Origin of the sequence: uncultured Selenomonas sp., assembly GCF_963528755.1 — a bacterium.
Lineage (GTDB): Bacteria > Bacillota > Negativicutes > Selenomonadales > Selenomonadaceae > Selenomonas.
Genome location: NZ_CAURXA010000003.1, coordinates 51,144 through 63,775, shown reverse-complemented (window position 1 = coordinate 63,775; position 12,632 = coordinate 51,144). Strand labels below are relative to the sequence as shown.

Annotated in this window: 6 protein-coding genes; all 6 read left to right on the top strand. The window is 57.2% G+C overall.

The features are described from left to right. Positions 1 to 6 precede the first annotated feature (6 nt). The gene (locus tag RWS31_RS04275; protein ID WP_314596378.1) at positions 7 to 2,448 is read left to right on the top strand and encodes a glycogen/starch/alpha-glucan phosphorylase; all 2,442 of its coding nucleotides are present in this window, start codon (positions 7 to 9) and stop codon (positions 2,446 to 2,448) included. A gap of 225 nt (positions 2,449 to 2,673) precedes the next feature. Further along, a complete protein-coding gene (gene glgB / locus RWS31_RS04270; RefSeq protein ID WP_314596377.1) occupies positions 2,674 to 4,956 on the top strand; it encodes a 1,4-alpha-glucan branching protein GlgB in 2,283 nt (760 codons plus the stop codon). Positions 4,957 to 5,090: 134 nt separating this feature from the next. Next, positions 5,091 to 6,527: a glycogen synthase GlgA gene (gene glgA, locus RWS31_RS04265; protein ID WP_314596376.1), complete on the top strand. Its 1,437-nt coding sequence runs from the start codon at positions 5,091 to 5,093 to the stop codon at positions 6,525 to 6,527. Positions 6,528 to 6,708: 181 nt separating this feature from the next. Beyond that, positions 6,709 to 10,158 (top strand): 4-alpha-glucanotransferase, encoded by a 3,450-nt coding sequence (malQ, locus tag RWS31_RS04260; RefSeq protein WP_314596375.1) that lies wholly within the window; start codon positions 6,709 to 6,711, stop codon positions 10,156 to 10,158. A gap of 74 nt (positions 10,159 to 10,232) precedes the next feature. Next, entirely contained in the window at positions 10,233 to 10,955 is a 723-nt protein-coding gene (locus RWS31_RS04255) for a DUF2225 domain-containing protein (protein ID WP_314596374.1), read from the top strand. Positions 10,956 to 10,973: 18 nt separating this feature from the next. Then, entirely contained in the window at positions 10,974 to 12,581 is a 1,608-nt protein-coding gene (locus tag RWS31_RS04250; protein WP_314596373.1) for a DUF4127 family protein, read from the top strand. Positions 12,582 to 12,632: the final 51 nt, after the last annotated feature.

Genomic DNA, 12,632 nt, shown 5'->3' with positions numbered 1-12,632 from the left:
GATCTCATGGCAAACAAGAGGAATGAGCTGGGGCTGGCAAAGGAAGGTTTGAAACAAAGGTTTCTGGCTACGGCGCATATCCTGTGGGGCAGCGATTTCGCCGACCTCACGTCGCATGAGGTTTATGCGACCATTGCTGCCGTCGTGAAACAGTACATCAGCGAGAACTGGGTCAAGACGAATAAGGCGTACACGAAGCGCCGTGACAAGCAGATCTACTATTTTTCGATCGAATTCCTGCTCGGGCGGCTCATGCGCTCGAATCTCGTCAACTTGGGCGAGATGGAGCTTTTCTCCGATGCTTTGGAAGAACTCGGCGTCAACCTCGACGAGGTATTCCCCGAGGAGCCGGACGCGGGTCTCGGCAATGGCGGCCTTGGGCGTCTTGCAGCCTGCTTTATCGACTCGATGGCCTCTTTGGGGCTTCCCGGTCACGGCTGCAGCATACGCTACCAGTACGGACTCTTCGAGCAGAAGATCATCAAGGGCAACCAGGTCGAGATTCCCGACAATTGGCTTGGCAACGGCTTCGAGTGGGAGTATCGCAAGGCAGATAAGGCGGTCAACGTCAAGTTCAATGGCAATGCCTACATGAAGGAGGAGGAGGACGGCAGCCTCTCTCTTGTACACGAAGACTACATGACGGTCATGGCTATTCCTTACGACGTGCCGATCGTCGGCTTCCGCAACAATACGGTCAACACGCTGCGCCTGTGGAACGCCGAAGTCAACCGCGATTTTTCCGACTATGGAACAATGACGCACGAGCAGATTCAGGCGAAGAAGGAATACCGCAACTTCGTCGAGAGCATCACGGAGTACCTGTACCCCGACGACAGCTCCTACGAAGGCCGCCGCCTGCGCCTCATCCAGGAGTACTTCTTCGTGTCGGCGGGCGTGCAGAGCATCGTGCGCCACTACCTGCTCGCGGGCATGGATATCAAGGATTTCGCGAAGAAGATCGCCATCCACATCAACGACACGCATCCGGCGGTCGCCGTCGCCGAGCTCATGCGCATTCTTGTCGATGAGCAGAGGATGGGCTGGGACGAGGCGTGGGAGATCACGTGCGAGACGATGGCGTACACGAACCACACGATCATGCCGGAAGCTTTGGAGAAGTGGCCGATCGACATGTTCTGCCCTCTTCTGCCGCGCATCTATATGATCGTCGAGGAGATCAACCGCCGCCACCTTGAGGAGGTGCGCAGGCGCTTCCCGAACGACGAGCAGATGGTGCACGAGCTTTCCATCATCGAGGACGGGCAGGTGCACATGGCGCGGCTCGCCATCGTCGGCAGTCACAGTGTCAACGGCGTCGCGGCGATTCATACGGACATCCTGAAAAAAGACACGTTGAAGTTCTTCCATCGCTACTATCCGACGAAGTTCAACAATAAGACGAACGGCATCACGCATCGCCGCTGGCTCATCGGCGCGAATCCTGAGCTGACTGCGCTCATCGACGAGACGATCGGCGATGCATGGCAGAAGGCGCCCGATCAGCTCTCTCACCTCAACGATCATGTGACGGACAAAGCGTTTTTGACGGAACTTTCGAAGATCAAACGCCTCCGAAAGGTCGATCTTTCCGACTATATCCACACACACGGCGGCATCCTCGTCGATCCCGACATGATCTTCGATGTCCAGGTCAAGCGCATTCACTCGTACAAGCGCCAGATCATGAACATCCTGCATATCATGTACCTCTACCATGAGCTGAAGACGAACAAGCGCTTCCGCATCCCCCCGACGGCACGGTTCTTCGGTGGCAAGGCGGCGCCCGGCTACTACATCGCGAAGGAGACGATCCGCCTGATCAACGCCGTCGCTGACAAGGTCAACAACGACAAGGTGGTCAGCGACATGCTCAAGGTCGTCTTCATCGAGAACTTCGGCGTTTCTATCGGCGAGATCGTCTATCCGGCAGCCGACATCTCTGAGCAGATTTCGACGGCTTCGAAAGAAGCCTCAGGCACGGGCAATATGAAGTTCATGATGAACGGTGCTCTGACGCTCGGCACGCTCGACGGCGCGAACGTTGAGATCAGCCAGGCGGTCGGCCGCGAACACTGCGAGATCTTCGGCCTTCGTGCAGAGGAGGTTCTGAACTATTACGCGACGGGCAGTTACAAGGCGTGGGACGAGTACAACACGAACCCTGCCGTGCGCCTTGTCGTCTCGCAGCTCGTTGACGGCACCTATGGTGACTTCCACTCGCTGCGCGATTATCTGATTCAAGGCAACGATGAGTTCTTTGTGTTGAAGGATTTCGGCGCGTACGACAGGGCGCACAAGAACATGAACCGCAAGTACGAGGATCAGGCTGCGTGGCTCAAATCGTCGGCGATCAACATCGCCAACTCGGGCGTATTTTCTTCGGATCGCACGATCAAGGAGTATGCGGACGACATCTGGCATGTGAAGCCCGCGATCATCGTCTGACGGAAGGTCGGTTTGCTGCCCCTTACGCGAAGCCGCAGGGGCGGCGGTCGAATATCGCATCTGGTCAGTAATCTGCAAAGCAAAGCCGCAGGCCCGGACAGCGGGAGTGTCTTCCCGCATCGAAGCGAGGGCTGACGGAAGTGCGGAAGAATGCAGCGTCACATCTCGACACATGCGTGTTCTCTCCGCGTTTCCTAGAGTTTTTCTAAGCTGGGAGGAATTTTTGTGAACGTATCTGCTTTGAGTGAGTTCGATTTATTCTTATACCACCAAGGAACTAACTACCACGCTTACGAGATGCTCGGCGCCCACTTCATGGAGAAGGACGGCAGGAAGGGCGTGCGCTTTTCTGTTTGGGCGCCCCATGCGAAGTCTGTGAGTGTCGTCGGCGACTTCAATAATTGGGACACGCGCACGCACATGATGGAAAAGATCGGCGACGGCGAAATCTGGGTGACGTTCATCGAGGGACTCGAAGAAGGCGAGGTCTACAAGTATGCGATCGAGCCGCCGTGGGGCGGCCCGCACATCATGAAGGCCGATCCTTATGGCTTCTACGCGGAGAAAAAGCCTAAGACGGCGTCACGCCTCTACGACTTGAGCAAATATCAGTGGAACGATGCCGCTTGGCAGGAGCGCAAGAAGACGCATCCGTCTTACTCCAACCCCATGCTGACATACGAGGTTCATCTAGGCTCGTGGCGACGCACGCTTGAAGGCGGCTATCTGTCGTATCGCGAGCTTGCCGATCAGCTCGTCAGCTACGCGAAGAAGATGAACTATACGCACATCGAAATCATGCCGCTTTGCGAGCATCCGTTCGACGGATCGTGGGGCTATCAGGCAACAGGGTACTACGCGGTCACGAGCCGCTACGGCGAGCCGGATGACTTCCGATACTTTGTCGACACGGCGCACGCGAACGGCATCGCCGTCATCATGGACTGGGTGCCCGGACACTTCTGCAAGGACGAGCAGGGACTTCGCCACTTCGACGGCATGACGCTCTACGAATCGGACAACGAACAGCGTGCCGAGAACTGGGAGTGGGGCACGACGAACTTCGACTACGGTCGGACGGAGGTGCAGAGCTTCCTCATCTCGAACGCTATGTTCTGGTTCGAAGAGTACCACATCGACGGCCTGCGCATCGACGCCGTCGCCAACATGCTCTATCTGAACTATGGCAGGAAGGATGGCGAGTGGCAGCCGAACAAGTACGGCGACACGGGAAATCTGGAGGCCATGGATTTCATCAAGAAGCTCAACGAGGCGATCTTCAAGTTCCATCCCGACGCTCTGATGATCGCCGAAGAGTCGACGGCATGGCCTCTGATCTCGAAGCCCGTCTACATGGGCGGCATGGGATTCAACTACAAGTGGAACATGGGCTGGATGAACGATATGCTTTCGTACATGAGCCTCGATCCCATCTACCGCAAGTGGAATCAGGACAAGGTCACGTTCTCCTTTATGTATGCCTTCAGCGAAAACTTTGTGCTGCCCCTGTCGCATGACGAGGTCGTGCATGGTAAGTGCTCGCTCGTGAGCAAGATGCCTGGTGACTACTGGCAGAAGTTCGCGGGATTGCGCGGCTTCTTTGGCTATTGGATGGCGCATCCGGGCAAGAAGCTGCTCTTCATGGGTGGCGAGTTCGCGCAGTTCATCGAGTGGAATTACGACGACAGCCTCGATTGGCATCTCGTCGAGGAGTACCCGATGCACACGAAGATGCTCGAATACTCGCGTACCTTGAACAAGTTCTACAAGGAAAACCGTCCGTTCTGGGAAGTCGATTTCGATTGGAACGGTTTTGAGTGGATCGACTGCAACGACAGCGAGAACTCCATCATCACTTTCGTCCGGAAGGCCGACAATGACGCGGATTTCCTCGTTGTCCTCTGCAACTTCACGCCCGAGGTGCGGCACGATTACCGCATCGGCGTGCCGAAGAAGGGCGAATACCGCGAGGTCTTCAACAGTGACGCCGAGGAGTTCGGCGGCTCGGGCGTGAAAAACGAGGGTACTCTCCATACGGAGGACGTATCATGGCACGACCGCGAACAGTCGCTCGTCATCACGGTGCCGCCGATGGCCACGATCTATCTGAGACACAAGGATACGCTCCCTTTTGTCAAACGCTCCACGCCTGAAGAGGAGACGGAAGTCCTCGTCGTCAAGGGTGTGGAGAAGAAGAAGGAAAAAGAGCCGAAGAAGCCGGCGGCGAAGGTGAGCGATTCGGCGCAGAAAGAAGCGCTGAAGGTAGAGCAATCGCCCCGCGAAGCGGCAGAGGGGAAGAGGAAGAAAGCGCACGAAGAGAAGGCGGCGCCTTCCGAAACCGAAGCGGTGAAGAAGTCGTCCGCTGCCCCACAGAGAAAGCCGAAGGGCGGCGAGACGAAAAAGACTGCCGCCAAGGCTCGTCCGCGCAAGACGGAGACAACGAAGGGGACGAAGAAGTCGGCGAAACCGCCGAAGAAGAGCAGCAAGAAGAAAGCGGCTGCCCAATGATCGTGGGGAAATGACAGCTGCGTCTGCCTTGGGAAAGGCGTGAGCCTTCCGAGGAGGGCGCGGGCGATATAGAAACGATGGTGCGCTGCGGGGCAGGGGCTGGAAGCCTCGCAGAAGAGAAGGGGGTTCATATCATGCGGGTACTTTATGTTGCTGCTGAAGCGGTGCCGTTCGCCAAGACCGGGGGTCTGGCAGACGTCGCGGGATCTCTCCCAAAGGAACTCGTCAAGCAGGGCGTCGACATCCGCGTCGTCATGCCGAAGTTCGGCAAGATCTCCGCGGAATACATCGACAAGATGGAGCATCTTTATGACGGCACGCTGAATGTCGCGTGGCGTGACAAGTTCGTTGGCGTCGACCGACTCGTCATGGATGGCGTGACCTACTACTTCATCGACAATGAAGAATACTTCTACCGCGAGGGCTTTTACGGTTACGACGACGATGCGGAGCGATTCTCCTTCTTCGCGCGCGCCGTCCTAAACCTCTTGGAGGCGATGGATTTCTGGCCCGACATCATCCATGCGAATGACTGGCATGCCGGACTCGTTCCCGTGCTCTTGAAGCTTGAGCACATGGGGGATGCGCGCTACGAGAAGATCCGCACGATCTACACGATTCACAACCTCAAGTATCAGGGCGTCTTTCCGAAGAATGTCATGCAGGATGTCTTGGGACTCGATTGGAAGTATTTTACGAACGGCGATCTGGAGTTCTACGATGCCGTCAACTTCATGAAGGGCGGCTTGACCTACGCCGACTATATTTCGACGGTGTCGCGCACCTACGCGAAGGAAATCCAGTACGAATACTTCGGCGAGATGCTCGATGGGCTTCTTAGGAAGAGGAGCGCGGATATCTACGGCATCGTTAACGGACTCGACTACGAAGTTTACAATCCGGCGACGGACAAGGCGATCTACGAAACATTCGACATTACGTCCATCGATCGCAAGATCGATAACAAGGTCGCGTTGCAGAAACAGCTTGGACTGCCCGTAAATCGCCAGATTCCGATGGTCGCTCTCGTCTCGCGCCTCGTATCGCCCAAGGGTCTCGATCTCATCGTGCGCGTCATGGATGAGATTCTGCAGCACGAAGACATCCAGTTCGTCGTCCTCGGCACGGGCGATAAGGTCTATGAGGATTGGTTCAAGGGGCTCGCATGGCGTTTCCCGAGCAAGGTCTCGGCGAACATCCGCTTCTCGAACGAGCTGGCGCAGCGCATCTATGCGGGTGCGACCGTCTTCCTCATGCCGTCGAACTATGAGCCGTGCGGCATTGGCCAGCTCATCGCCATGCGTTACGGCACGATTCCCGTCGTGCGCGAGACGGGCGGACTCAAGGATACGGTCACCCAGTTCAGCAACAAGACGGGCGAGGGAACGGGCTACCTCTTTAGCAACTACAACGCGCACGAAATGATGTACGCCGTCAAACGTGCCATCCGCGAATGCAGCACGCTCGAAATCTGGCAGAAGATCGTCAAAAACGCCATGCAGGCGGACTTCAGCTGGAAGAAATCGGCGGGAGAGTACAAGGCGCTCTATGAGAAACTCTTGGCGAAGTGAGATTTGGCAAAGCCCAACGCTTGCGTTGGGCTTTCTTGCCTTTCTCGCCTATTAATTTTCTGCGAAGAAAAGACGAAACAAAGTAGAGAAGGGGACGAGGGAAGTGCGTTTTCTATCGGTGCTTTCCTAAGCTGCGGAAGTGGATTTCCCCGCTGTTTCGAAGAATTTAGGAGGCGATATTATGGCGCAGCGAGAAGCGGAGCACAACTCGCAAGATGTGTTTTACCGCTCGCCCGTGGGACCCGCCGAGGCATTATCCTCCGTCCAGCTCGGCATTCGCATCCGAACGCAGGACGAAGTGTCGAAGGTCATTCTGCGCCTTTGGCGAGAAGGCGCGGGGGAAAGACTCATCGAGCTGGAGGCAAAGTCGGCGGAAGGCGTCCAGGACCGCTTTTATGTCGCGCGCATCGATTTGCCTGATACCGGCTGCCTGCTATGGTATTATTTCATCGTTGCCACGAGTTCCGGCACATGGTATTACGGCAACAACAACGAGCATCTGGGCGGTATGGGCGACATCTACGACAATGCGCCGCCGTCTTTCCAGATCACCGTGTTCAATAAGGGCGCAAAGACTCCCGACTGGGCAAAGCACGCCGTCATGTACCAGATCTTCCCCGATCGCTTCTGCCGTGAGGGTGATGCGATCATCGAGAAGAAGGGCGCCGTCGTGCACGCACATTGGGGAGATCAGCCTTGCTACTACAAGGATGTCGATACCAAAGAAATCGTGCAGTACGATTTCTTCGGCGGCAATATCAAGGGGCTGAAGTCGAAGCTTCCCTACCTGAAGGAGCTTGGCATTTCCGTCATCTACCTCAATCCCGTTTTTGAGTCGCCGAGCAACCATCACTACGATACGGGCGACTACCACAAGATCGATCCGATTTTCGGCACGAATGAGGAGTTTCAAGATCTCGTGAAGGCGGCGAAGGCTGAGGGCATCCGCATCGTCCTCGATGGCGTATTCAGCCATACAGGAAGCGACAGCATCTACTTCAACCGCGAGGGCAGCTACGATAGTCTCGGCGCGTTCCAGTCGCAGGAGTCGCCCTACTACAGCTGGTACAATTTCCATAAGTATCCTTACGAATACGACAGCTGGTGGGGATTTTCCACGCTGCCGAACGTGACGGAGACGACGCCTTCCTATATGGACTTCGTGATCCGCGACGAGGACAGTGTGCTGCACCATTGGACGAAGACGGGCATCGGCGGCTGGCGTCTAGATGTCGTCGACGAACTGCCAGCGAAGTTCACGCAAGCTTTCTACCGCGAACTCAAGGCGACGAATCCTGACGCGATCCTCATCGGCGAGGTCTGGGAGGACGCGTCGAACAAGATCAGTTACGGCGTGCCGCGCGAGTATCTTTGCGGGCAGGAGATCGACTCGGCGATGAACTATCCGTTCCGCAAGACGGTTTTGGACTTCCTGCTCAACTACGTTGATGGACGCCAGGCGATGCGCCTTTTGGAGAGCCTCCGAGAGAACTATCCGAAGGAAAACTTTTATGTAATGATGAACCTCATCGGCAGCCACGATGTCGAGCGAGCGATCACGCTCTTGGGTGAGGCGCCGTTCTACGACGGCATGCCGGCGATCCATCAGTCGCGGTTCAAACTCGATGCCGAGCACTACAAGCTCGGAACGGATCGGCTGCGTCTCGCGGCGCTTCTGCAGATGACGTATCCAGGAATGCCGTGCATCTACTACGGCGATGAGATCGGCATGCAGGGATTTCGCGACCCGTACAACCGTAGTCCGTACGCATGGGAGAATCCTGACGTTTCTGTGCGCGACTGGTACCGGAAGCTCATCCGCCTGCGAAACGAGCATACGACGCTTCAAACGGGCGACCTCCTGCCGCTCGCGGGTGAGGGCAACATTCTCGCCTATGCGCGCACGATCCGAAGCGGCACGGACGAGTTCGGTGCACCAGCAAAGAACGAAGCCTTCGTTGTCGTCATCAACCGCAGTCGTACGCAGGAAGAGAAGGTCATGCTCAATGTCGGCGATTTTTTGCAGGGAACATTGCAGGAAGCTCTTGAAGGGGAGGAACGTGTGCAGGTTCAGCGCGGCGTCCTGACCGTGAAGATCCCGCCCCTTTCGGCTCGCATCTACGAGGCCGTGCAGGAGAAAAGGCGCTTCCCGCGCGAAGCGGGCGTCCTGCTTCATCCGACGTCCCTGCCGTCGAAGTACGGCATCGGCGATCTTGGCGGCGACGCTTATCGCTTCGTCGATTTCCTCGCCGCTGCCGGGCAGAAGGTCTGGCAGGTCTTGCCGCTGTGCCCCGTCAGCGATTTCGGCTATTCGCCTTATCAATCGCCGTCGGCGTTCGCGGGCAATCCCATGCTCATTTCGCTCGACATGCTCATCGACGACGGACTGCTCGCGGCGCGTGACGTGAAGGTGGCGGCCGACAGTACGACCGCTTTCATCGATTATGAGCGGGCATGGGCGTTCAAGAAGAAGCATTTGGAGCGTGCGTGGAAAAACTTCCAAAAACAGGAAGAAAACGACGCGTTCCGGGATTTTTGCGAAAGGGAGGCAGCCTGGCTTGATGACTACGCTCTCTTCGAGGCATTGAAGGCTGAGAACAAGAAAGCGCCGTGGTTCGAGTGGAAGCCCGAGCTGAAAGAGCGACAGAACGCCGCTCTTCATGCGGCGCGAGAGCGCCTGGCGGACGAGATCGGCTGCCAGAAGTTCTGGCAGTATCTGTTTGCCAAAGAGTGGAAACACCTGCACGAATACGCGCACAAAAAGGGCGTCAAAATCATGGGTGACATGCCCATCTTCGTCTCGCACGACAGCGTCGACGTCTGGGCGAACCAAAACTTGTTCTCGCTCAACGAGGATGGCACGGCGAAGACGGTTGCGGGCGTGCCGCCCGACTACTTCAGCGCGACGGGACAGCTGTGGGGCAACCCGCAGTACGACTGGACGGCGATGAAGGAGGACGGCTACGGCTGGTGGAAGGCTCGCTTCCGGAAGCTTTGCTCGTTCGTCGACATCGTGCGACTTGACCACTTTCGCGGCTTCGAGGCGTATTGGGAGATCGACGGCAAGGCGAAGACGGCGGTCAACGGCTGCTGGCGCAAGGGTCCCGGCAAGGCGTTCTTCGAAGAGATGGAGAAGTCAGTCGAGAACCTTTCCATCGTCGCCGAGGATCTTGGCATCATCACCGATGAAGTCGAGAGACTGCGTGACGACTGCGGCTATCCTGGCATGAAGGTTCTGCACTTCTGCCTGAACTTCAACGAGATGCGCCGCGTCGGAATCGCCGTGCCCGAAAACTCCATTGTCTACACGGGTACGCACGACAACAATACGACGGTTGGCTGGTTCACACAGGATCTCGATGCCCCTGAGCGGGCGGCGGTCGCGGAGCTTCTGAACGCACGTGCCGACCGGCCGAAGGACATCTGCGATAAGCTCGTCGAGTTCGCCTATGCGTCGAACGCGCGTCTCGTCATCATCCCCATGCAGGATGTACGCGCCCTTGACAGCCGCAGCCGCATGAATGTGCCCGGCACCGTCGGCATCAACTGGCGCTGGCGGCTCAAGGACTTCGCGCATGCCGAAGAGGACGCGAAGCGTCTTAGGGGCTTGTGCGAACTGTACGAAAGGTAGCGTATGCAATGGGCCGGCGGAAAAGATCCGCCGTCCTTGCAGATATATGATTACAGCAAAGGAGATCTGATACAATGGCTGAAACGGATTATCTCTATGTGGTGAAGAAGCCCTGCCCGATCTGCAGCATGGAAACGCGCGCGACGAAGGTGCGCTCGCGCCTCATTACCGAGACGGTCGACAACGACCTCTGCACGCACTACAAGGACATCAATCCTTATTACTACCGCATCTGGGTCTGTGAGCACTGCGGCTACGCCGAGGACGAGCGCCACTTCCTAAACGGCGTTGCACCGAAGGCGAAGAAGGAGATCCAGGAATTCCTCGCCGGGCATCATGGGACGAGTGAGTTCAAGGAGCAGCGCACGCGCGACGATGCCATCAAGGCGCTGAAGCTCGCGATCTTCTACACGAAGTTCACGACGGAGACATTCGCCCACAAGGCGGGACTGAACCTCACGCTCGCATGGATTTACCGTGAGGCAGGCGACAAGGAGAACGAGGAAAAGTTCCTAGCGGAAGCCGGCAAGCTCTACATCGAGTCACGCTCGCGCGAGGTTTTTCCGCAAGGGCAGATGACGGAGGCCGACTGTATCTACCTGATCGGTGCGATCCACTTCCGCCTCGGCGACTACGATACGGCTGGCCGATATCTATCGATGCTCATGCACAACAAGGAGCTTGAGACAAAGGAACGCGTGATCGTTGACCGTGCGAAAGATCTGTGGTCAGACATGCGCGATAAGATGAAGGAAGAGCGTGCTGGGACATCAGATGATGCGGCTCCCGTAGAGTGAAAAGAAAGGAAGTGCAAATTGCAGAAAACATACAAGATCTTAGCGCTTTTGCTCGCGCTCGCCTTCCTCGTTCTGCCTGCTGCTGAGGCTGGCAAGAAGGACAAGGCAGAGGAGATGTCGCGCCAGAAACGCATCATGTTCATTCCGCACGACAACCGTCCGATCTCGGACAAGCAAACGGCGGACGTCGTGCGCGAACTTGGCTATGAGGTCATCGTGCCGCCCGACGACATGCTCGGCAGCCGCACCGATCTCGGTCATCCCGAGGAGCTTTGGACTTGGGCGGAGGAAAATGCATCCAGGGTCAGTGCCGCCGTCATCTCGTCGGACTCTATGCTCTACGGCAGTCTCGTAGGATCAAGGAAGCACGACTGCACGCGCGGTGAGATCATGGCGCGTCTCAAGAACTTCGAGGACTTCCGCGCAGCGCATCCCGCGCTGCCGCTCTACGTCTTCGGTTCGATCATGCGTACGCCGCGTTCGGGTGAGGCGTCGGGATCGGAAGAGCCGGGCTACTACAAGAACTACGGCGCTGACATCTTTCGCTATACGCTCCTGACGGACAAGCAGGAAGTCGAAGGCCTGACCTCCAGGGAAAAGAAGGAATATGCCTTCTTGAAGGAGCTGATTCCTGAAAAGTCCATGGAAGACTGGATGAGCCGCCGCACGAAGAACTTCGCGGCGAACGAAAATCTCATCGACTATACGAAGAGCGGCGTTTTTGACTACTTCGTGCTCGGGCGCGACGACAATGCGCCGTATTCACAGACGCACATGGAAGGCCGGAAGCTTCTCGCCTATAGCGCGGGGCTGGGCTCCTCGAAGTTTCAGACGATGTCGGGCATCGACGAGGTGGGACTTCTCCTGCTCTCGCGCGCCGTCAACAACATCGAGCACAAGATGCCCTTCATTCATGTTCATTACAACAAGGGCACGGGCGGGCGCACCGTGCCCGCCTACTCCGACGAGCATATCCAGGACTCGGTGCGTGCCGCCGCCACAGCGGCGGGTGCCGTCCTCATCCAGCGCCCCGAGAAGTCGGAGTATGTCCTGCTCGTCAACACGAATCCAAATGGCAAGACGTATGAAGCGAATGACCGCACGAACGATGGCAAGGTGCGTGATGGCACGCAGTACTTCCTTGACCTGCTCAAGGACTATATCGCCAAAGGCTATCCCGTCGGCATCGCTGACGTCGCCTATGCGAATGGCGCGGACAACGCACTCATGGAAGGCTTGAAACGCGAGGATCTGCTGTTCAAGCTGCGCGCTTACGCCGGCTGGAATACGCCGACGAACAGCACGGGCTTTGCCGTTGCTGAGGGACTTCTTGCCGAGCGCATGACGGATGACGCGCGGGACAGTCTGCTTCTCACGCGTTACCTCGATGACTGGGCATATCAGGCGAATGTTCGCAATAAGATCGCGCGTCAGCTCGGCTGGCTGCGTGGCAGCGGTGTCTACATGAGCCTCGACGACAAGATCCTCGGCGTTCAGTACCGCGCCGACCGCATGATGCGCGAGTTCGCCGACAACAATCTGCCGCCCCTGCCCGCACTGCGCGAGATAAAGGTCAACTTCCCGTGGAATCGCATGTTCGAAGCCGACATCGTGACGGCACAGTGATGTAAGAAAAGCGTATAAAAGAGCCGCCCGAAGCTGGAATCCAGCTTCGGG